Here is a 22884-nt window from a genome sequence, read left to right on the forward strand (position 1 = left end):
CTCCCGCAACGCAAATAAGGCTGTGGGCAGTTTACCGATCTTCCCCATAAAACCTAGCGTGCAAACCAGCGCCCATTGTCACAGGTGGCGCGTCCTTCCATTTCCAGCTCGGTCAACGCCGCCAACACTTTGGGCAAGCCCCAGCCGCTGGCATCGGCCAATGCCTCGCTGCTCAGCGGCGCGGCGTGCAGCAGGCGCAGCAGCGGATGGGTCACCGGCTCAGGCGTCGCGGCCAGCGGCAACTGCTGCCAACCGCGCAACGCTTCAAGGATGTGCTCGACGGTTTCCACCAGCGCCGCACCGTCGCGGATCAGTTGATGGCAGCCCCGGGCGCCGGGGTGATGGATCGATCCAGGAATGGCATACACCTCGCGGCCCTGTTCCGCCGCCAGTCGGGCGGTGATCAGCGAGCCGCTGGCGACACTGGCTTCCACCACCAGCACCCCCAGGGACAAACCGCTGATGATCCGGTTGCGACGCGGAAAGTTGCTGGCGTGGGGCGCCGCGTCCAACGGAAACTCCGACAGCACCGCGCTGCCTTGGGCAATCATCGCGTCCGCCAGCCGACGATTGCGCTGTGGATAAAAATTTTCCAGGCCGGTGCCCAGCACGCCGACGGTGCGCCCGCCAACGTCCAGCGCCGCCTGATGGGCCGCCGCATCGATGCCCAAGGCCAGGCCGCTGGTGATGACAAAACCGGCCCCGGCCAGGCTGCGGGAAAACGCCGCCGCAGTGTCCATGCCCGGCCGCGATGCCCGGCGACTGCCGACCATCGCCAGCTGCGGTTTTTCCAGAATAGTGGCATCGCCCGCGACGAACAGCAGCGGTGGCGCGTCGCTGATCTGTGCCAGCAGCGCCGGGTAGTCGGGTTGGTCCCACATCAGTAAATGCTGGCCCGCACGCTCTAGCCAGGCCAATGCGTGGGCGGCGCCGTCACGCACATCCGGGTTGCGTCGCGCCTCGGCGCAGGCGATGGGCAAGCCCAGCGCTCGCCAGGCGCTGGCCGGTGCACTGATGGCTTTGGAGGCCGAGCCGAAGGCCTCCATCAGGGTCATGAAACGCTTGGGACCGAGTTCCGGCAAGCGGTGAAGACGTAGCCGGGCCTCCAGTTCCGCAGGGGAAACCGGAGCAGATTCAGGTAATGACATGCGATCATCCTTGACCGTTATAAGCCCCGTACAAACGGGAACAAGCTGTGGATAACTCTGTTGGTAACTTGTGAGACCCGTTACGGATTACGGACCTTGTCGAGCACCGACAGCGAGCGGGAGGCGTACAGCACCAGACCGTAGCTGAGCTTGTCGTAAGTGCGGAACACCATCAGCAGGCCGGCTCGTTCATCGGGGATTTTCACCGGCTCGCCGGTGATGCGGTCGCGCACGGTTTCACCGGTCTTCATCACCGCCAGCACGTTGCCTTCGATCAGCCCATCGCGGCGGCCCTTGTTCAGGGTGACCACGTCCAGCGCGCCGATCTGGGTCACGCCCCGGGGCACGTCCAGGATCAACCCGTTGATGTCCGATTTTGGCGCGCTGGGCATGAAGGTCGAGTTGATCGAGCGCTCTTCGCCGCTGAACAGGCGATCACCCAGGCGCACTTCCTGGGTGGTGCGTTGCAGGGCCAGGGTGGTGACATCGCCCTCGGTGGCGACCACTTCGCCGCCGCCGATGTCGTCGGCGTTGATACCCAGAAATTCCTTGGTCTCGGGGTCGGTGTAGACCTTGCCCTGGCGGAAGATGCCGTAGGCCGACTGGTTCGAGTCGAATGTGCCACGGGCGAAGACCCGATCCCCCATGCCGCTGAGCACCCGCTCGGCATTGCCGGCGACGACGTAGGGCGCCTTGTCGAAATCCTCAGGCGTGTCGACGATGCGGTTGCTCAGCAGGAAGCTGTTGATGGCTTGCAGCGGAATGCTCGGGATGGCGTCGGCCACCGGCGAACTGCGAATGCGTGGCGACAGCTTGATGGTGCCGCGGGAGGCGCCGCGATTGAGGGTCAGGCGCGGCTGGCCGTTGACGTAGACCAGCGACAGGGTATCGCCCGGATAGATCAGGTTGGGGTTTTCGATCTGCGGGTTGGCCTGCCAGAGTTCGGGCCATTTCCACGGCTCGCGCAGGTATTTGCCGGAAATGTCCCACAATGTGTCCCCCGTCACCACCGTGTATTGCTGGGGAAAACCTTCCCGAAGTTGCACTTGCCCATGCGCGATACCGGCCGAAGCCAGGAGCAGCAGGGCGAGTAGTGATTTCCTCATGCGGTGAATCCCTTTATTATGTGCGTTCGCGTAAAACGCCAGAGCCCCCGTGGCTCGCTGCCCTGCGGAGCTGTTTTCCCCAAGGGCAACGTTTTACAACGGTAGCCTGCATCCCAAGACACGCCAGGCCAGCCACCCGACTTTACCTCACACGTGCATTTATCAAGCTTATGGCCATTTTGAACATTCTCGAATTTCCGGACCCGCGCCTGCGCACTATCGCCAAACCGGTGGCCGTAGTGGACGACGAAGTGCGTCAGTTGGTCGATGACATGTTTGAAACAATGTATGAGGCGCCAGGCATCGGCCTCGCCGCGACCCAGGTCAACGTGCACAAGCGTATCGTCGTGATGGACCTTTCCGAAGACCGCAGCGAGCCGCGGGTGTTCATCAACCCCGAGTTCGAAACCCTGACCGACGAGATGGACCAGTACCAGGAAGGCTGCCTTTCGGTGCCAGGCTTCTATGAAAACGTCGACCGCCCGCAGAAGGTCAAGATCAAGGCCCTGGACCGTGACGGCCAGCCTTATGAACTGATCGCCGAAGGCTTGTTGGCGGTGTGCATCCAGCACGAGTGCGACCACCTCAACGGCAAGCTGTTCGTGGATTACCTGTCTACCCTCAAGCGTGACCGGATCAAGAAAAAACTGGAAAAACTTCATCGCCAGAATGCTTGATGCCCCCCTTCAAAGGCTTGCCGCGGCAAGCCTTTTTCTTTTTGCGACTGCTTTGTAATTGAGAGCTTCTTATGACTGAGCCCCTGCGCATCGTCTTTGCCGGCACTCCCGAATTTGCCGCCGAACACCTCAAGGCCCTGCTGGCCAGCCCCCACGACATCGTCGCGGTCTACACCCAGCCGGACCGGCCGGCCGGGCGCGGGCAAAAACTGATGCCCAGCCCGGTCAAGCAGCTTGCCCTGGAACACGGCATCCAAGTGTTGCAGCCGCCGACCCTGCGCGACGCGCAGGCCCAGGCCGAACTGGCGGCGCTGCAGCCGGACTTGATGGTGGTGGTCGCCTACGGCCTGATCCTGCCCCAAGTGGTGCTGGATATCCCGCGCCTGGGTTGCATCAACAGCCATGCCTCGCTGCTGCCGCGCTGGCGCGGTGCCGCGCCGATCCAGCGTGCGGTGGAAGCCGGCGATGCCGAGAGCGGCGTGACGGTGATGCGCATGGAGGCCGGCCTGGACACCGGGCCGATGCTGCTCAAGGTCAGCACCCCCATCAGCGCCGACGACACCGGTGGCAGCCTGCACGACCGCCTCGCACTCATCGGCCCGCCAGCCGTGGTCGAGGCCATCGCCGGCCTGGCTGCCGGCACGCTGGAAGGTGACGTGCAGGATGACAGCCTCGCCACCTACGCGCACAAATTGAACAAGGACGAAGCCCGTATCGACTGGCGCCGCCCAGCCATCGAGCTGGAGCGCCTGGTGCGGGCCTTCAACCCGTGGCCGATCTGCCACAGCACCTTGAACGGCGAAGCCCTGAAAGTGTTGGCGGCCAGTCATGCCGAAGGGCAGGGCGCACCGGGTGAAATCCTCGGCGCCAGTAAGGATGGCCTCGTCGTCGCCTGCGGTGAGCAAGCGCTGTGCCTGACGCGTCTGCAATTGCCCGGTGGCAAGGCGCTCAATTTCAGCGACTTGTTCAACAGCCGCCGTGAGAAATTTGCCGTCGGCACCGTCCTCGGCCAAGCGGCGGACGGCTCATGAATCCGCGTCTGGCCGCCGCCAACGCCCTCGCCGCCGTCCTCAGTGGCAAAGCTTCGCTGAACAGTTCCCTGCCGACCCAACTGGACAAGGTGGAAGACCGTGATCGCGGCTTCACCCAGGACCTGGCATTCGGCACCGCCCGTTGGCAGCCGCGGCTGTCGGCCCTGGCGGCCAAGCTGTTGCAGAAGCCGTTCAAGGCCGCCGATGCCGACGTCGAAGCGCTGTTGCTGGTGGGGCTTTATCAACTGCTCTACACCCGCGTCCCGGCCCACGCCGCCATCGGCGAAACCGTGGGCTGCGCCGACAAGCTGAAAAAGCCTTGGGCCAAGGCTCTGATCAATGCCGTGTTGCGCCGCGCCCAACGGGAAAGCGAACCCCTGCTGGCCGAGCTGGAGCACGACCCGGTGGTGCGCACCGCCCACCCACGCTGGTTGCAGAAATCCCTGAAGGCCTTCTGGCCCGAGCAATGGGAAGCCATCTGCGCGGCCAACAACGCCCATCCGCCGATGATCCTGCGGGTCAATCGTCGCCACCATACCCGCGACGCCTACCTGGCGTTGCTGGGCGAGGCGGGCATCCCGGCCATCCCGTGCCAGTACAGCCGCGACGGCATCGTGCTGGAAACCCCGGGTGACGTACGTGCGTTGCCGGGCTTCGCCGAAGGCTGGATCAGCGTCCAGGACGAAGCCGCGCAACTGGCCGCCGACCTGTTGGAGCTGGCGCCCGGGCAACGGGTGCTGGACGCCTGCTGCGCGCCCGGCGGCAAAACCTGTCACATCCTCGAGGCCGAGCCGAAGCTGGCCGGCGTGGTGGCGGTGGACCTGGAGGCCAAGCGCCTGGTGCGGGTCAAGGAAAACCTCGAACGGCTGGGCCTCGACGCCCAACTGATCGCCGCCGACGGCCGCGACACCGCAACCTGGTGGGACGGCAAACCGTTCCAGCGCATCCTGCTGGATGCGCCGTGCTCGGCCACCGGCGTGATCCGTCGCCACCCGGACATCAAGCTCACCCGCCAGCCGGATGACATCGTCGCGCTGGCCACGTTGCAAGGCGAACTGCTCGATGCCCTGTGGCTGACCTTGGAAGTGGGCGGCATGTTGCTCTACGCCACCTGCTCGACTTTGCCCACCGAGAACACTGAAGTGATCGAGGCCTTCCTCGCCCGCACCCCGGGCGCCCGGGAACTGGACATTGCCAGCCAGGCCGGCCTGAAGCAGCCCCATGGCCGCCAGTTGCTGGCCCAGGAAGGCGGGCACGACGGCTTCTACTACGCCAAGCTGATCAAGATCGCCGCCGCACGCGGTTAAGACCGATTCGATAGGAGTGACTGGATGAAAATCATCATCCTCGGCGCAGGGCAGGTCGGCGGTTCGCTGGCGGAACATCTGGCCAGCGAGGCCAACGACATCACCGTGGTCGACACCGACGGCGAACGCCTGCGCGACCTCGGTGATCGCCTCGACATCCGCACCGTACAAGGCCGGGGCTCGTTGCCCACGGTGCTGCGCCAGGCCGGTGCCGACGATGCCGACATGCTGGTGGCCGTGACCAACAGCGACGAAACCAACATGGTCGCCTGCCAGGTCGCCCACACCCTGTTCCACACCCCGACCAAAATCGCCCGGGTGCGCGAGGCCGCCTACCTGACCCGTGCCGACCTGTTCGACAACGAAGCGATCCCGGTGGACGTGCTGATCAGCCCCGAGCAGGTGGTGACCAACTACATCAAGCGCCTGATCGAGCACCCCGGTGCCTTGCAGGTGATCGACTTCGCCGAAGGCAAGGCCCAACTGGTGGCGGTCAAGGCCTACTACGGCGGGCCGCTGGTGGGCCAGCAACTGCGCCAATTGCGCGAGCACATGCCGAATGTGGAGACCCGAGTCGCGGCGATTTTCCGCCGGGACCGGCCGATCCTGCCCCAGGGCGATACAGTGATCGAAGCCGATGACGAAGTGTTTTTCATCGCCGCCAAGGCGAATATTCGCGCGGTGATGAGCGAAATGCGCCGCCTCGACGAGAACTACAAACGCATCGTCATCGCCGGTGGCGGGCAGATCGGCGAACGCCTGGCCGAAGCCATCGAAAGCCGCTACCAGGTCAAGATCATCGAGATGAACCCGGCCCGCTGCCGCTACCTCTCGGACACCCTCGACAGCACCGTGGTGCTGCAAGGCAGCGCCTCCGACCGCGACCTGCTGCTGGAAGAAAACATCGCCGACGCCGACATCTTCCTGGCCCTGACCAACGACGACGAAGCCAACATCATGTCGTCGCTACTGGCCAAGCGCCTGGGGGCGAGGAAAGTGATGACCATCATCAACAACCCGGCCTACGTCGACCTGATCCAGGGCGGCGACATCGACATCGCCATCAGCCCGCAACTGGCGACCATCGGCACCTTGCTCGCCCACGTGCGCCGCGGCGACATCGTCAGCGTCCACTCCCTGCGCCGCGGCGCGGCCGAAGCCATCGAGGCCATTGCCCACGGCGATGCCAAGTCCAGCAAAGTGATCGGCAAAGCCATTCGCGACATCGGCCTGCCACCCGGCACCACCATCGGCGCAATCATCCGCGACGAAGAAGTCCTGATCGCCCACGACGACACCACGATCAAGACCGGCGACCATGTCATCCTGTTCCTGGTGGACAAGAAGCACATTCGCGATGTCGAGAAGCTGTTCCATGTGGGGTTGAGTTTCTTCTGATCTGGATTTGCGGTGATGCCAAGGGCCTTATCGCGGGCAAGCCTTGCTCCCACAGTGGATAATTGCCCCATGAAACATGGCTACAGTGAGATCAGACCCTCAGCTGACCTGCAGAGCTGACCTGTGGGAGCAAGGCTTGCCCGCGATAGCCATCCAACATTCAACAAATCAGTCACTGGCAACACCACAAAAAGGACATTGCCCCCATGCTCGACTCCCTGGAAAAAATGCTCGCCAAAGGCATGGATAACGCCCTGCTGCGCTTCGGCCTGGGCAAAGGCTACCTGGACCTCGGCGAATTCCCCCGCGCCGCCGAACACTTCCAACGCTGCGTCGAACTCGACCCCAAGTATTCAGCCGCCTGGAAACTCCTGGGCAAAGCCCACCAAGGCCAAGGCGACCTAGCGGCAGCCCGCCAAGCCTGGGAACAAGGCCTCGAAGCCGCCCGTGCTCACGGCGACAAGCAGGCGGAAAAAGAAATGACCGTGTTCCTCAAAAAGTTGGATCGCCACCACTGACTTTGCACAAAACCGCTTTTTGTGGCGAGGGAGCTTGCTCCCGCTTGAGTGCGAAGCACTCATATTCAATACCAGCCCCCAAGCAACCGACACACAACTCCCTGTGGCGAGGGGATTTATCCCCGCTAGGCTTCGCACCCTCGACACTGATCATCAAGGCCTGACCAGGATGCACATGTCCAAAAATACCCAGCGCGTCATAGCCTTAATGCTGTTCTTTCTGAGCAGCTCCTGAATGACGTTATGAAATGAACCAAAAGAAATAATAAAAATGCTATCTACTATTTATTAATCTATAAAACTGTTATCTCTAACAGTTACGGCATCGTTACGAGTTACCTAACCTCCTTATATGTTTTTTCTCATAAGTACGGTGATTCGTCGTGAAATATTACTCCTTTGGCATGAGGCTTGGGCTAATTATAGTCGTTTCTGTTTGTTCAATGACTGTGGGTTTTGCGCAACAATTAGAGGTGCAATCAAATCTATCAGAACCTAATAAGATTGATGGGGCATCAACATCTTTAGGTCAACAGCAAATTCAAGCGGCAGGGACCTATGCCGACCCCAAGAGTTGGGGCGAGTCGACTTCACCAGGATTGATCCATAAAGACGCGAGTGGATTTTTTGAATCCAGATTCTCTGGCTCTGCTCAGTCAGGCAATAAGCAGTTTCCTCCTGCCGGTCAGAATAATGAATATTGGTTCTGGCGAGGAAGTCACGCCGGACTCTACTCTGATCCCAAGAATTGGGGTGATTGGTCTTATCCGGGAGCTGTCCATAAAGGTACGGACGGTTATTATGAATCCAAGTTTTCTGGTAGCGCTAGTACAGGTAATCATTATTTTCCACCGGCCGGCCAAGATAACAATAAATGGACTTGGCTAGGTACGCATGCTGGAACTTATTTTGATCCGAAATACTGGAGTGAACAGACCCGTCCGGGGGCTATACACAAGGGGGACTCCGGTTTCTATGAGTCCCGGTTCACCGGCAGCGCCGCCACCGGAAATAAAAACTATCCTCCTGCTGGCCAAGACAATGGCAACTGGTTTTGGCGGGGAACGCATGCCGGTACCTTTCGTGATCCGAAATACTGGAGTGATCAGACCCGTCCGGGGGCTATACACAAGGGGGATTCCGGTTTCTATGAGTCTCGGTTCACCGGCAGCGCCGCCACCGCTAATAAATACTATCCACCGGCTGGCCAAGACAATGGCAACTGGTTTTGGCGGGGAGCGCATGCCGGCACCTTTCGTGATCCAAAAAGTTGGAGGGAATACACTTATATTGGGGCTATACATGGCGCTGGCACCTCGAACAGATTTGAATCGAAATTCAATGGAGTGGCAGGTCCGACGAACTATTATCCAACGAATAATCAGGATAACGCCTGGTGGAAGGTAAAGGCTGTCGATTGTTCAGTTAACATTCTGGGTGCCGAGCCTTCGCGTTTTGCCGTGAAACTGAAGAAGGTTTCTGGAGCCCAACTCGATATGGCGTCACTCGTCATAGAAGGCACTACAAGAACTTCCTCGTTACTGCCAGGTCTGGCCCCTGCGCACTTTTCTTCATGGCACCTGCAGGGGGATTCCGAGGTCGCCAGCGCGATATTGACAACTGATAAAGGGGCCGATGCTGGCTCCATCAGCGTAGTTCTAAATAAGGACGGAAGCTTTTATGCCTTGGTGGAGTCCCCCGAATTTCGAGGAACGGTCCGTAGTGACGCGAATGGCGAGCAAATCTTAACACCGGAAGTGGCTCATGATTATCTGGAGCCCGATACAGTGGCCCTCGACGAGGTGGCAATAGCCAATGAAAACGTAGTACTCGCAGGTGACCCTGATGTTGACTGCAACGGCATGAATATAGTGGATGTGTTAGTTGGTTTTTCACAAGCAGCGGTGACGAAACTTGGAGGTTTGACACAAGCTAGTCAGTTCGCACAGCTTCAGATAGAGTCTGCCAATGTAGGTTTACGCAATTCTCAGGTTGAAAATGTGAGACTACGCCTTGTTGAAGTGGCTGTTGATCCAGAAGATTTTCCGCTGACTAGTAATACCTTAAATAGACTGTCTGATTTATTTGGAGCTGAGGCTCAGGTAACCGGGGCCGATATGATAGCTGGATTCGCCAAACAAGGCAGCGGAGGAGTGGTTGGACGGGCACATACACCTGGATATTTAAGTCTACAAAATGTAAGCAGTCCAACTGCATATCGTCATGAAGTAGGCCATAATGTCGGTGGTAGCCATTGTAATACAGCTGGATCAAATAATTATAAGTTCGGATATAACAATGGTACGTCGAGCACTTTTCTTTGCGGGAATAAAAGTCCTTACTATTCTACCCCACGGGTTTCTGATTCCTCCGGAAAACCCTTGGGCGACGTAAGAACAGCAGATATGGCTCGGCTTTGGCAAGAGCGGGCGATTGGAATGTCTTCATATCGTAAATCGATATCTCCTGTTTCGGGTGTAATTCCTTGATCCAGTCTCCACAGAGGATTGGTGAGGGGCGTGGAATATGGGAAAGGGAGACCGGTTGGAAAATGTCGCGGATATTTAGATTTCATCGATCTGCAGAGGAAAGAACCACCCGAAAGGCTACTTGGACCTCGGCGAATTCCCCCGCACCGCCGAACACCTCCAACGCTGCGTCGAACTCGACCCCAAATACTCAGCCGTCTGGAAACTCCTGGGCAAAGCCCACCTAGGCCAAGGCGACCTGCCCGCCGCCCGCGCCCACGGTGACAAGCAGGCGGAGAAGGAAGTGACGGTGTTCCTGAAGAAGCTGGATCGCCATCCCTGAATTCACACAAAACCGCTTTTTGTGGCGAGGGAGCTTGCTCCCGCTTGAGTGCGAAGCACTCACAAAAAAGCCCACCTCCCAATCCACTGCCGATCCGCTGAAAGCTCAGACGGCGCAAAATCTGTGGGAGCAAAGCTTGCTCGCGATAGCGGTAGATCAGCCAAACCGGTTGTCGACTGACCTACCCCAAACGCCAGCAAGTTTTGCTCCCACAGGTTTGTGGCTTAACTGACTGGTATTCCCCCGCTCCCCAATCCACCAAGCTGAATGATTTGAATCCAATCCGCCTGTTGTAGAGAATCGCCACCTTTACTCCAAAAGGATGCGGGTTATGAAGTTCGAAGGGACTTTCCAATACATGGGTAATCACGGGATCGTCTTCAACGTCTCGCAGGTCACCCTTGACAGCAACGGTATGCCTGATCTGCCGCGCGCCGTTCTTCATCAGAAGGCGGACGAAATCGACAAGCAAATCCGCGAATGTCGCTCCGTGACACGCTCCGACATGTCGCCGAGTGCCCGCGCCTTCGCATATGGAATGCCCCACCTTCAAACTGCTCATGGAGGCCGCGGGAAAGGCGATGCCCGTGAGGAAGAATTTCACGAGCAAGCGACGGTAGGTTTCGGAGACTACATTCGAACACTCAGTGAAATCAGCGGCCGGATGGCCATGGGATCCGCACTGATCTCTACGTAACTGGACGATAGCCATTGAATAGCTATCATCATAAGTACCTGTGTATCCATACGCTGAAACTCATTGCAGCGTAGGAGGCACACAGCGGCAAGGCATGGATGTCAAGTAAGCATTTGGCCCATTCCTTAACATCCTTTGGATGGAGCTAGATGATGAATAGAATCAGTCTCTCGGCATGCGCACTCTATTTGATCAGCACTTCAGCATACGCAGGTATTGAATGGAAAGTCGTCGACTCATTTAGATTGATAGACTACAGCGGAGCAAACTCGAGATTCGAGATATCCAATAAAGAAACAGCCTATGACTTCGTCACATCCAGACTTTCAAATCGAGATAGCGAAAACTTACCCCCCATAAACAGATCTCGTCTAAATAATCCTAAGAAAGACTACTTCTTCCCTACCCACCAAACCGTCTCCGCCAAATTGGTTACGCCGCCTGCGGGCGATTGCGTCTGGCAATATCAAACACTTGTCACGACTATTAAGTGCGCCGAAACTCTAACCTTTGAGGCTTTGACGCAATTTGGAGAAGGCAATGCCGCACTCAGAGTTAAAGCCCTGTCAAGCAACTATTCTGACGAGACCTTCGTTGTGGTGAGAGATAGGTTGATTCTCGGCCTGGGCGACTCCTTTGCGTCGGGCGAGGGAAATCCAGACATTCCCACCAAGGCCAGCCAAAGCGGGCTGATTTTTATGGCGGAAAACAATAGGGAAATATATAGCACCGGTAGATGGATGAAATTCACTGATCTATGGGTACAAAAAAAGGCGCAGTGGTTTGATAGGCAATGCCATCGTTCCATGCTCAGTCAGCATGTGCTTGCTGGTTTGCGCTTGGCCAATTTTAATGACAAGGAGAGCGTCACCTTATTGCCTTTGGCATGCTCTGGAGCCGAAGTTCTCGATGGTATTTTATTGCCACAGAAGAACCCTCCTGGAGGAGGCGCTTATGTAAACGACTCGCAGATAAACCTTGCAGTAAAAAGCCTCTGCCGCACCGGAGAACTAACACTCGATACTCAAACATTTTATCGAGGCTACACCGGTTCAGGAGTCATGAAGAAAGTTCAAGGTAAGATCTATAAATGCCAAGGCGAATTACGTGTCCCAGATGCGATATTACTCAGTATTGGTGGAAATGATGTAGGTTTCGCCCCGTCGATCGCATGGGCAACAATTCCTAGTGATGGGCGACACTTCTTTGGCACTCGCGCAGTAAACATAACCAACAAGGTAATCGATCCTGTCTGCCCGAAAGAAACCGGACAAAAAATCTGCAAGAAAAATAAGCCAGTGGGAATCGACAGAATAAAATACTGGCTTCCAAAATATTACGAGTACCTCTCGCAGCAGCTTTCCAGCGTAGGACTATCAAAAAACCAGAACAACATATATCTCACCGCGTATCCAAACCCAATCTACATTGAAGATGGACAGACATTATGTGGAAAAGAACGAAGCGCCGATCTTGTTGAGCAAGCTAGGAGCAGAATTCCCTTATTCATGAGGCCTGCAGTTTGGGAGATGCAGATTACCCAAGGTGAAATAGGTGACATCAAAAAAGGTCTCATTGATCCACTTTATCAAGAAATGAAATCAGCCGCTCAGAATCACAATTGGAACTTCATTGAGGGCCATCTTGAAAGAATTAAATCACATGGAATCTGTGCCGATTATGTAAGGAAGGAATATTACACTGATAAGCATGGAAAACGGCATGCGATCCCGTTGTATCCGCATATCCGGAAGGGTGCTTGGTATCCTGCTGGGCCATGGGAAGAATGGGCCTATGATCCAAACCGCACTCGTTGGTTCCGCAACACTAATGACTCGGTGCTTTTCCAGAACGACGAGTCGGAGTCTGTGATGAATGGAGCGTTTCATCCCGACTATCGCGCGCATGCAGTCATGGCGGATCAAATTTACGATTCGGTGAGCAAAGCCTGGGTAACCCAGCTGCCGATGGCCACCAAGTAACCTGAAGCGCGGGCGTGGCTTGTAGTGGACACTCCAAGCTGCGTGCCGTGCACTCTGCACGAAGCTCCCCCAGCACTGGCGCATGAACAGCTTTGCCGAACCCGCCGCCTCGATAATGTGAGCCGCCCGCCGGTAAGCGTCCGCCGCATACACTTTGCACTTCTAAACGTGCGACCACTGATGCGGCAGTAACTCCGTAATCTCACTCGCTCGCAGCATCGGCAGACGAGTTAGACCTTCCTTTTGCTAGATGAAAGGGCAGCAGCCTTGCAGTGTGTAGGAGTGGGATATGTTGGCGGCTTTCAGGGATAAAGTGGTTACCCTCTCCCTTTTTTTCTACTGCTTTGAGTGTCTAAGCGCCATAGTTGCTTCTGGCAGAAATAGCGCCAACCCCGCTGGGGTTTTCCACGTTTCATTAGCGAGCCTCCAAGCCCTTGTGTATGCGCATTGTAGTGCTGGCCCTGGTCCTCACGCTGTTCGGCTGCGCTACCGCGTCGGACCCGCCGACGGGCGAGGGTGGTGATTGGCGGTCCTTCTATGTGGTGAATCATGGCCTGCATACCGGGTTGGTCATTGCGCGCCCCGATCTACTTCAGGTGCTTCCCGCACTGGCCGAAGCGTTCAGCGACGGCGACTTCGTCGAGTTCGGTTGGGGTGACGAGGATTTCTACCGAGCCCCACAGGCCACCTTGAGCCTTGCCCTGCGAGCCTTGTTCGGGTCGACGGCAACCGTGCTGCATGCGGTCAAGATTGACGGGGACCCCAGGCGGCGTTTCGCCGCAAGCGAGGTCATCGAAGTGCGGGTGACGGAGGACGGCTACCAACGCCTGCTCGCGTTCGTGGCCGGGTCCTTCACCCACTCAGCGACGGGCACCTTGGTGGTGCTCGGGCCTGGGCTGTATGGAGAGAGCCGGTTCTACCAGGCCGAGGGTCGCTATTCGCTGTTTTATACCTGCAATACCTGGGTCGCAGAGGCGCTGGCCGCGAGCAACTGCCCAATGTCGCCTACAGCGGTGATTACGGCGGGGAACGTTATGTCGCAGTTGCGTCGGGCGACAGTGGTCGGTGCATCCTGCCTGGCTACCCGCTAACCCGTGCCTGACGGTGGGTGTGGATTTCAGTGATGCTGGCATCCAGTTCCAGTGAAGGTGACCCACCCAAAATCCTGTTTGCGAAATTGCATCCCACGTGTATCAGAAGTAAATCCGTCCCCCTATTTTTTAGTAAAAATCGTAATAAAGCACCCACTCCCCAGTTTCATTGTGCTTCCAGAACATCAGGCTCCCACTGTCGACCACATTCAGATTGATCTTCGCATCCGATGATATCTGGAACACAAACTCGAAGCCTTCACCCGGATCAACACCCGACTGGCAAAACGAAGGGTAACCGCCGAACTTGTGTTCGTAGGTGTGGGTGACCAAGTCGTAATAGCTCTGTATCTCGCCCGCGCGTTCCAGCGTGAGGATTGCTTGCTCAAGGTCCTCCGGGACACCACCGCCATCCCACAGTGGAAAGTCCTCCGGCACCGCTTGCGCTTTCAGTGGGAAGGGTTTGAGGAATGCACCTGCCACCGGCAAAGACTTGCGCACCAGCACATCATCCGGCCCATATTCGCGGATGACCCAATTATTCCCCATGGGCTCAAAGTGCTCGGGGAACGGGTTTGAAATGAACACCGTCAATATACGAACTCCCGCCAGCAGCGGGCTGTGGATGGGCAGGGCAGGCAGGTAAAACTGCGCATAGGGGAGCAACGGTTGCCCCGCCTGATTGGTGGGTACACTTTCATCAGGCCGGAACAGGAAGACGTTGCCCAGCCAGCTTTCTTCATCGGTGCCGGCAGGACGAAAGCCGCCGGCAATGAGCTTCACGGCGGGGCGGGCCAGGCGTTGCTTGATTTCCTGGATGTCCATGGCGATGTAAACCTCCTTTTTTACTACAGGTATTAAGGCCGCAGATGGGCAGTGTACGAGGGTGGATAGCAGCGCTTTTCTGCCCGAGCTAGGCCACATTAGCGTTCTTCACGGATAAGGGTGGGTCCTCCTCCAGTCCCCTGGGCCAATGACTTTCCCGAGGGTTTCTAGCGTACCTGAGTGTCATCGATACCGGCTCGGCCAGTGGTAAGGAAACGATAGAGCCTGAGGGCAAGGCTGCAAAGTCGGCGGATTCTGGTGCAGTTGTAGGCAAAGGCGTGAGGATGCGTGGCTTGGGGTGCGGTGCTTAGGTCCTGGCTTGGCCTACAGAAGGTGGGGAAGCAGGAGCACGCATTCATGCGAATGCTTTTGAAGGGTTAAATCTGAAAATAAATCTGTCCCCTTATTTGCTCAATCACTCCTGCGCCTCACCCCCCAACCGACTCCGCCGCACCGCCATAATCTGCGGAATTTTCTCCTCAATCCAATTCACCATCACCTCAAGATGCTCAGCCGCCTCCCGACCCAACGGCGTCAAGCGGTACTCCACATGCGGCGGCACCACCGGTAACGACTTGCGGTCGACCAACCCATCCGCTTCAAGCCCCTGCAAGGTCTGCGAAAGCATCTTCTCGCTGACCCCGCCGATCTTGCGGCGCAGCTCGCTGAAGCGGTGCATCCCGCCCAGCAGCATGACCAGCACCAGCACGCCCCAGCGGCTGGTCATGTGCTTGAGGACCTCGCGAGAAGGGCAGTCGGCGCTCAGTACATCGCCGCGTCGAACAGCGGCGCTAAACGGCTCGGAATTTCCGGCGGGTGTGTTCACGATACTTACCTTTATGTACGTACTTACAAAAAGTTACCTTGGTCCCTAGGATGGCTTTTCGTCCTTTTCCCATCAAGGTATTTGTCATGATCGCCATCACCGGAGCCTCCGGCCAACTGGGCCGTCTTGTTATCCAGTCCCTGCTCGAACGCGTGCCAGCCGAGCAAATCGTCGCCCTGGTCAGAGACCCCGGCAAAGTCCAGGACCTGGCCGCACAGGGTGTGGTGGTACGCACCGCCGACTACAACCAACCGGCCACATTGACTGCCGCGCTCAAAGGCGTCGATAAACTGCTGTTGATCTCCTCCAATGAACTGGGCAATCGCGCAGTCCAACACCGCGCCGTGATCGATGCCGCCAAGGCCGCAGGTGTCACGCTCCTGGCCTACACCAGCGTCCTGCACGCCGACACCTCCACCTTGGGCTTGGCCGCTGAACATCGCAATACCGAAGCCGCCTTGAAAGCCTCGGGCGTGCCCCACGTATTACTGCGCAACGGCTGGTACACCGAAAACTACCTGGCGAACGTACCGAGCGCCTTGGAACATGGCGTCCTGCTCGGCAGCGCCGGGGAGGGCCGAATCAGCTCCGCCCCCCGTGCCGACTACGCCCAAGCCGCGGCGGTGGTGCTAATTACTGAAGGGCAGGCGGGCAAAGTCTATGAACTGGCGGGGGATAGCAGCTATACGTTGACCGAGCTGGCCTCATTGATCAGCCAGAAAACCGGTAAGCCAGTGGTTTATCAGAACCTGCCGCAGGCTGAGTTTGAGGCGGTGTTGATCAGTATGGGGTTGCCGGTGGGGTTGGCGGCGCTGCTGGCGGATTCTGATGCGGCGGCGGCGAAAGGGGCGTTGTTTGATGAGAGTGGGGTGTTGGGGCGGTTGATTGGGCGGGGGACTGCGTCGGTTGCGGAGTCTTTGGGTTAAGCAGCCAAACCAAGGCCAGGACAGTGGACAGGTGTGCCGGTCGACATCGACCGGCACGCAGCGTTGGAGGCGCGATTCATGAGCGGATAGTCGCTGTGTATGCAGATGCATTTATGAAAATACGTCTGTTCCTATTCCTATTTTTAGAGAACAGAAAACCTGGCTCCATGTTTCTTTCCTTGACTGTTATAGGCAGCTAGCTACATTGATATCAAACTGATACCGCCCAGGCTTTCAAGGACGATCATGCGCATACAGTACGTAGAGATATCTAACTTCCGAAAGCTGCTTTCTGTGCGAATAGACTTCGCTAAAGAGACCACGCTGCTTGTAGGCGCAAACAACAGTGGCAAATCCTCTGCCATGCTGGCACTACGGAGGTTTTTGGTTTCGAAAGCTTCTGTTTTTCGGCTCCAGGATCTGACTCTTTGTCATCTAGCTAAGCTGGATGAGATTGGTAAGGAATGGGAGAACCCGCCAGAAAATTTTGAAATTCCTACCGCTAAAGACTGGGCCGACTGGCTCCCTAGTCTGGACATCTGGCTGTTGGCAGATCAAGGAGAGTTTCACTTCATACGCGATCTCATACCCAGCTTTGCATGGCGCGGGGGGCTTGTGGGAATGCGATTCTTGCTTGAGCCAGATGACATGAAGGCGCTGTACACGGACTATCGCAAGGAGCGGGATAGGGTTGCTAAGCTTGAGGGTGTTCTAGCGAAGGAAGACCCGCCTGGTTGCCCGCTCACGCTATGGCCCCAGAATCTTCATGATTACTTGAACCGTCGGATGGGAGACAAATTCAAGGTTCGTTGGTACCGCCTAGATCCACAACAACTTAAAAATCCTGACAAGTCGACTCGAATGGCTCAAATGCAGCAATTGAGTCCTACTACTTTGCCTCTGGAACGCAATCCCCTCAGTGGATTGATTCGAGTACATGAGATCAATGCACAGCGGGGATTTGGCGACCATTCGGACGACAGTCAAGGTGATAACACCAAACCCAGCGGCCCTCGAAAACTCTCGGAACAGCTCAGAACCTATTACTCCCGACACCTCGATCCACACGACAGCCCAGATATTTCAGATCTTGAAGCGTTGCGGGCAATAGAAGCGGCCCAGTTAGCCTTCGATAGCAGGCTCAGCAGCAGCTTTGAGCCTGCTATTAGAGAGGTGGAAGGGTTGGGCTACCCCAGTCGCAATGATCCACGTATCAAAGTGGCAAGTCGCCTCGCGGCAACTGACGGCATGAACCATGAGGCGGCCGTTCTCTTTGAGTTGGATTCAATTCAGGGAGCCCCGGGGGCTCCTGCACTTCATCTACCAGAGACCGCTAACGGGTTGGGATATCAAAACCTGATATCTATGATTTTCCGGTTGATGGGTTTTAGGGATGAGTGGTTAAAAAAAACTAGAGCCGCCGGAACGGAAGCAATAGACCGTGTTGAGCCCATCCACCTTGTGCTCATCGAGGAGCCTGAAGCCCACCTTCATGTACAAGTGCAACAAGTGTTCGTGCGACACGCCTACCAAGTTCTATGCCGAGACGATTTGCTGGAACGCTACCCAAATCTAAAGACGCAGCTTTTGGTGAGCACACACTCCAGCCATGTAACACATGAAGTGGAGTACCAAAACCTAAGGTACTTTAGGCGACTCCCAGCTGGGATGTATGGTGTCGGAGTACCGGTGTCTACGGTCTGTAATCTTTCTAACGTGTTCGGTGAAGGAGCAAAGACGAAGGGGTTCGTAATCAGATATTTGCGGGCACAGCACGCAGATATATTCTTCGCCGACGCAGTAATCTTGGTCGAGGGCTCAGCAGAGCGAATGATGCTGCCGCATTTTTTGCGGAATAGGTTTCCATTCCTTGACCGCTGCTACATCACAATCCTTGATATTGGTGGAAGTCACGCACACCGACTAAGACCTTTAATTGACGCCCTTGGCATCCTCACCCTAGTTATTACAGATCTTGATGCGGGGCTTAATAAAGCTGCAAGACCAGTTCAAAGAAACGCGGATCAGATTACCAACAATCCGACATTGCGTAGCTGGATGAAGCTGAGGCATCTGGGCTGCACTGTGGATGAATTGCTAGCGCTCCCGGCGAACCAGAAAGAGCATCTAATCGACGATTTGTATTCGGTACGCATCGCGTACCAAACTCCTATTTCCACCCACATACCCACTACTGGTGAGGCAATACAAGCTCTTCCAAATACCTTTGAAGACAGCTTTGTACTTAGCAATGTCGGTCACTTTGCGAAAAAGACTGATGGTACTGGCTTGATGAAGGCTTTCGTTAGAGTTTTGAATGAAGCTCAAACTTCACAAGCTATCGGGGAGGGCTTTTTCAAAGAACTACGCGAAGGAAAAAAAGCCGAGTTCGTGTTGCTCGTTCTGGGTGACGAAAAATTTTCCAGCCTAGAAATCCCCGCCTACATCAATGAAGGTCTCAACTGGCTTGAGTCCAAATTGCGAAGCAAGCAAAAAGAGTTATTGGTAATTCCGCCCGAGGGCTCGGAGGTGACAGCATGAGCGAGGCCGCCGTCGGAGATGCCGATACCACGATGCAGGCTTGCCTGAACCTGACGGATCCGAAGAGTTTCTTTCTCTACGCTGGTGCTGGCTCAGGGAAAACCCATTCACTCGTCGAGGCTATCCGGGAGTTCAAAAGGCGCGAGCGAGAACGCCTGACGTTCGAGGGTCGCCGCATAGCGGTGATCACATATACAAACGCAGCCTGCGACGAGATTCTTCGGAGGCTGGAGTTTGACCCACTCGTGGAGGTCTCGACCATTCATGCTTTCTGCTGGCGTCTAATCCAAGGTTTCGACAACGAAATCAGAGAGTGGTTAAGGATTAAGCTAGCCCAGGATATTGAGAAGATCGAGGGCGAGCTCGCTCGCTCGAAAGGAGACAATAAAACCTCTCGAGGAAACAAACGAAAGCTACAAAGCAAAACGCGCAGACTTGAGACTCTCGACGAAATTACAGAGTTTATATACAGCCCCACAGGGGACAACAGTGAACGGCAAGCGCTTAATCACGATGAGGTCATCAAGTTAGTAGCAACATTCGCTCCTGAACGCCCCTTGCTGGATGTCCTAGTAGACCGCTATCCAGTTGTATTGATCGACGAAAGCCAAGACACTCATGCTCCGGTAATGGAGGCTTTCTTGAAAGTCCAGCAACTGGCCCAAACACGTTTTTGCCTCGGACTGCTAGGCGACACCATGCAACAAATTTACGGCCACGGAGTAACGCGCCTTGATAAAGCGATACCGGCCTACTGGTTGAAACCTGAGAAGACCGTAAATCGCCGCTGCCCTCGTAGAGTGGTGGACTTTATCAATGTGATTCGGCGCACCGCTGACAACCACCAGCAGATCCCAAAACCTGACGCTATTGAAGGCGTAGTACGCATGTACTGCGTTAGCCAAAGCCAAGGACACGCGCCAAGTCTTGAGGAGTACATCGCTAACTCCATGGCTGCGATCACCGGCGACGGCGAATGGGCTACAGGCCCTGACGGTCGAAAGACCTTGATCCTCGAACATAAGATGGCTGGACGGCGGATGGGATTCGAGAAGCTGTTCACGGCTTTGTACGCAGTTGAGCGCCTTCAAACAGGCTTGCTGGACGGGACTCTGCCCGCACTTCGTGTGTTCAGCGAGGGCGTTCTTCCCATCCTTATCGCAAAGGACGATAACTACCTTTTGCTTGAAGCCGTACGCTCTCGTTCCCCCTTGCTCAGCAGGGACGTTTTGCAATCCACAGGCGATCAAATGGCCCACATGGAGCGTGTAGAGGAGGCGACGCGTGACCTGCTTTCTCTTTTCGAAAAAAACGATCCAAAACTGATCGAAATCGCAACGCTTCTTTTGCAAACCCAGCTACTTGATGTCCCTGACAATCTGATTGCAGCAATGGTGTTGGGAGCACCGGATGAGGCTCCAGATCCGGAGGATACGAATGCGATGATCACCTACTCCTATCAACTATTCCTTGAGCGTCCGTTTTCCGAGCTGGCAGCCTTTGCAAGTTATGCAGATGGCTTCTCGCCCTATGGCACACACCAAGGTGTGAAGGGGTTGGAGTTTCCACGGGTCATGGTTGTCATTAACGATGAGGAAGCAGGCGGATTTTTATTCAGCTACGACAAATTGCTGGGTATAAAAGAACCGTCTAAGACTGACCGGGACAACGAACGTGACGGTAAGGACAACGCGCTAGCACGTACTCGCAGACTACTTTACGTGACGTGTAGTCGGGCCGAAAAAAGCTTGGCGATTGTCGTCTATACGCCCCACCCAACATTGGCAAAGCAAAATGTCGTTGCTGCTGGCTGGCTTCAGGAGAGTGAAGTGGAAATCTTGTGAGGTTTGTTCCTTAGACTTGAGAGCAGAGTGGGGGGAAGGTTCAGCTTGCGCCGAAAGCGGCCATTGAAGCATTACTCCTTCGCTTAAAGGGGGGGCGCAGTTGATATGTAGTTACAAGTATTTGACGGTATCGATTATTCCCAATATCGCCATACTCATCAGAGAGGGCAGCCATGTCGAATTTTGAATGTCAGAATGTAGGTCGTACGGAATGAAATTTCTCGACGATATATTGGAGTCAATCTCCGGAAATACAAAGACAAAGGTCGACGATCCTTTCATCGGTGCGTTCATAGGGTCATGGATAGTCTGTAACTGGAGTCACTTGGCAATCCTATTATGGGGTGAGGGAACAGCGACAGATAGGATTAGCGCGTTCAGCAGATACCTAAAAGAAACTGATTTCTTAGCGCTCAATACAATAGTCGTCATTCCTTTATTTATGACGACCCTATTTTTGTTCGCTTTTCCTTGGCTTTCATTGTTGCTGAAATCGCTACAGAAATTTGCAAATGATCGACTGCACCAACAAGCAGTATTAATTGAGCTGAGTAAGACTAAGCAACAGGAAACCCTGAATAGACAAAAGTTACTTGCAGATCCAGACAAGAAATTTTTGGAGCAGAACGTCCAATTAGATATTGATCGCCGAAAAGAGATAATCGAGCAATTGAAGCTGAGAAGTGTGAGATTCAAAGAAAACGCCGAAGCGGCAGCAGCTGCATCTGAAGCAGCAACAGCCGCAGCGATGGAAGCCAAAAGCCGAGCTACCCAAGCTCAATTAGAAGAAGAGAAAAAGCAGCAGAATGCGATAATCGAAAGGCAGCGATTTACTGTAGCGACTGCTAAATTAAAGTCGGCACAGGCGTCAAACCGCTTCCCCTCATCGTATAGCTTCATGCTTACTATCGAGGAAAGCCTAAATGCAGATGGTGTTCATCTATCTCTGGCTGGACTAGGGGAAGTCGTAGCAGCGGTGTTTGGCTATAAGAACTTCCATTCGTTGATGTTTGATGAGAATTTCAATAACGAAACGCTATCAAAGGTTATATATATTTACTATGATCCTGCATATCTTGCCTCAAGCCTTGAAAATATTGTGCAAGCTGAAGGGGCAGATGGCGAGAACTTGGGGGCCGACCTGCTATTCGATCATGTCATTTCAGTTTTTGAAAGTTTAGAGTATAAATTCATTACCGAGGATGAGGTAGAAGAAGTGTGCAGGGATATTTGCGAAAATAACAAGTATGACATGCTGCAAGGTGAGGAGTTATCAGGCCCCATCGCAGAATCAGACACTATATACGATGAGGTTGAGATTGGTGATTTAGACTCTATCATGTTTGATGCTGGGTTAAAGGTTGTTTTTGCTGGCTCTGCTAGCGGCGATCATCGAAAAGAACATGATGTTCCAGGTCGTGATATTGCGTTTAGCATCGAAATAAAGAATACCTTGCTACTCGGCACCACGGCTTTGAGCGAGTTTGAGATTGGTGAAATTACGGGAGGCTTGGTTGATTACTATGAGGGGGCTGACGAAGCTGAAGAACGCTAAAGAGCAGGCTATACTCTCGGTCGCCGAAAGTATACCGCAAGCAACCCGTTTTACATATGTAGATAGGTTTGGGGCATAACCTATTCGCAAGGCGCGCAGCCATCCAACACAGCGCCTCGATAGTCCCATCTTGTGAAGAGGATGAATGCAAAAACTAAAAAGAACCCGACGCGAAACGCCGGGTTTTCGTTTGGAACCGTTTACTACCGCCCCGGCTCCACGTTATCCAACACCCGATTCGCCAGCAACGAACTCAGCTCAATCAACTGCTGAATCCCCTGCGCCACATGACGCCTTGATCCATCCAGATCAAACGCCAGATCACTCACCATGGCATCAGCCGAAGCCAGCGTCTCACTGAGATTAGCGAGCAAGCATTCGTTATCGAGGCCTTTCACGACGGTGAATAGCTGGCCCGGTTTGGGGTCGTCTTGAGATTTTTCCGATTTCGGTAGCAAGTAGTGATCGAGCACGCGTTTGGTGGTTTCGTCTTGCTGCTTGGCTTTGGATTTTGCGGATTGCGGGGTGGGGTCTGCATCTGGGGGATTTGGAGTTGCTTTGAACATTTTCACGTTTCCTTTGTTAGTAGGCCGCTACCGTC

At 55.3% G+C, this 22884-nt stretch carries 18 protein-coding genes and 1 pseudogene; 14 read left to right on the forward strand and 5 right to left on the reverse strand.

The annotated features are described in order from the left end of the window. Positions 1–53: 53 nt before the first annotated feature. Together dprA and IB266_RS16815 are read right to left on the reverse strand one after the other, a co-directional pair. Positions 54–1148 carry a DNA-processing protein DprA gene (gene dprA, locus IB266_RS16810; protein ID WP_192261839.1) on the reverse strand — a complete coding sequence of 365 codons (1095 nt, stop codon included), beginning with the start codon at positions 1146–1148 and terminating at the stop codon, positions 54–56. Between the two features lie 80 nt (positions 1149–1228). Then, positions 1229–2254 carry a LysM peptidoglycan-binding domain-containing protein gene (locus tag IB266_RS16815; RefSeq protein ID WP_060739850.1) on the reverse strand — a complete coding sequence of 342 codons (1026 nt, stop codon included), beginning with the start codon at positions 2252–2254 and terminating at the stop codon, positions 1229–1231. Between the two features lie 170 nt (positions 2255–2424). Here IB266_RS16815 and def point away from each other — a divergent pair, with 170 nt between their 5' ends. The 10 genes and pseudogenes from def (at position 2425) to IB266_RS16865 (ending at position 13766) form a co-directional block, all read left to right on the forward strand. Continuing rightward, entirely contained in the window at positions 2425–2931 is a 507-nt protein-coding gene (gene def / locus IB266_RS16820) for a peptide deformylase (RefSeq protein ID WP_003196300.1), read from the forward strand. 71 nt (positions 2932–3002) lie between these two features. Further along, a complete protein-coding gene (gene fmt / locus IB266_RS16825; RefSeq protein ID WP_192261840.1) occupies positions 3003–3962 on the forward strand; it encodes a methionyl-tRNA formyltransferase in 960 nt (319 codons plus the stop codon). Next, on the forward strand, positions 3959–5269 hold the full coding sequence (gene rsmB, locus IB266_RS16830; protein WP_192261841.1) for a 16S rRNA (cytosine(967)-C(5))-methyltransferase RsmB: 1311 nt from the start codon (positions 3959–3961) through the stop codon (positions 5267–5269). The genes fmt and rsmB overlap by 4 nt, the downstream gene beginning before the upstream one ends. A 24-nt stretch (positions 5270–5293) precedes the next feature. Next, on the forward strand, positions 5294–6667 hold the full coding sequence (trkA, locus tag IB266_RS16835) for a Trk system potassium transporter TrkA (RefSeq protein ID WP_060739847.1): 1374 nt from the start codon (positions 5294–5296) through the stop codon (positions 6665–6667). 206 nt (positions 6668–6873) lie between these two features. Further along, positions 6874–7185, forward strand: a complete 312-nt coding sequence (locus tag IB266_RS16840; protein ID WP_192261842.1) for a tetratricopeptide repeat protein — start codon at positions 6874–6876, stop codon at positions 7183–7185. Positions 7186–7568: 383 nt separating this feature from the next. Beyond that, a complete protein-coding gene (locus IB266_RS16845; RefSeq protein ID WP_192261843.1) occupies positions 7569–9674 on the forward strand; it encodes a hypothetical protein in 2106 nt (701 codons plus the stop codon). Positions 9675–9786: 112 nt separating this feature from the next. Continuing rightward, a pseudogene (locus tag IB266_RS16850) lies at positions 9787–9996 on the forward strand (tetratricopeptide repeat protein); the annotation flags it as partial. 331 nt (positions 9997–10327) lie between these two features. Then, positions 10328–10693: a hypothetical protein gene (locus IB266_RS30730; RefSeq protein ID WP_225613558.1), complete on the forward strand. Its 366-nt coding sequence runs from the start codon at positions 10328–10330 to the stop codon at positions 10691–10693. A gap of 152 nt (positions 10694–10845) precedes the next feature. Next, positions 10846–12675 (forward strand): hypothetical protein, encoded by a 1830-nt coding sequence (locus IB266_RS16860; protein ID WP_192261844.1) that lies wholly within the window; start codon positions 10846–10848, stop codon positions 12673–12675. A 440-nt stretch (positions 12676–13115) separates the two neighbouring features. Further along, entirely contained in the window at positions 13116–13766 is a 651-nt protein-coding gene (locus IB266_RS16865) for a DUF2459 domain-containing protein (RefSeq protein ID WP_192261845.1), read from the forward strand. 129 nt (positions 13767–13895) lie between these two features. Here the strand turns inward: IB266_RS16865 and IB266_RS16870 are convergent, their stop codons facing one another. Beyond that, on the reverse strand, positions 13896–14591 hold the full coding sequence (locus IB266_RS16870) for a DUF1963 domain-containing protein (RefSeq protein WP_192261846.1): 696 nt from the start codon (positions 14589–14591) through the stop codon (positions 13896–13898). Between the two features lie 415 nt (positions 14592–15006). Further along, positions 15007–15417 (reverse strand): helix-turn-helix domain-containing protein, encoded by a 411-nt coding sequence (locus IB266_RS16875; RefSeq protein WP_318646597.1) that lies wholly within the window; start codon positions 15415–15417, stop codon positions 15007–15009. Positions 15418–15503: 86 nt separating this feature from the next. On the opposite strand from IB266_RS16875, the gene IB266_RS16880 reads away from it, so the two are divergent. From IB266_RS16880 to IB266_RS16895, 4 genes are all read left to right on the forward strand, one after another. Further along, a complete protein-coding gene (locus IB266_RS16880) occupies positions 15504–16343 on the forward strand; it encodes an SDR family oxidoreductase (protein WP_192261847.1) in 840 nt (279 codons plus the stop codon). 246 nt (positions 16344–16589) lie between these two features. Further along, on the forward strand, positions 16590–18884 hold the full coding sequence (locus IB266_RS16885) for an AAA family ATPase (RefSeq protein WP_192261848.1): 2295 nt from the start codon (positions 16590–16592) through the stop codon (positions 18882–18884). Next, on the forward strand, positions 18881–20728 hold the full coding sequence (locus IB266_RS16890; protein ID WP_192261849.1) for a UvrD-helicase domain-containing protein: 1848 nt from the start codon (positions 18881–18883) through the stop codon (positions 20726–20728). Before IB266_RS16885 ends, IB266_RS16890 begins: the two co-directional genes overlap by 4 nt. Before the next feature lie 211 nt (positions 20729–20939). After that, positions 20940–22283: a hypothetical protein gene (locus tag IB266_RS16895; protein WP_192261850.1), complete on the forward strand. Its 1344-nt coding sequence runs from the start codon at positions 20940–20942 to the stop codon at positions 22281–22283. A 203-nt stretch (positions 22284–22486) separates the two neighbouring features. On the opposite strand, the gene IB266_RS16900 is transcribed toward IB266_RS16895, so the two are convergent. After that, entirely contained in the window at positions 22487–22849 is a 363-nt protein-coding gene (locus IB266_RS16900) for a DUF6124 family protein (RefSeq protein WP_192261851.1), read from the reverse strand. Between the last annotated feature and the right edge of the window lie 35 nt (positions 22850–22884).

The sequence above is a fragment of the Pseudomonas sp. Pdm06 genome (assembly GCF_014851795.1).
In the GTDB taxonomy this organism is placed as follows: domain Bacteria; phylum Pseudomonadota; class Gammaproteobacteria; order Pseudomonadales; family Pseudomonadaceae; genus Aquipseudomonas; species Aquipseudomonas fluorescens_AA.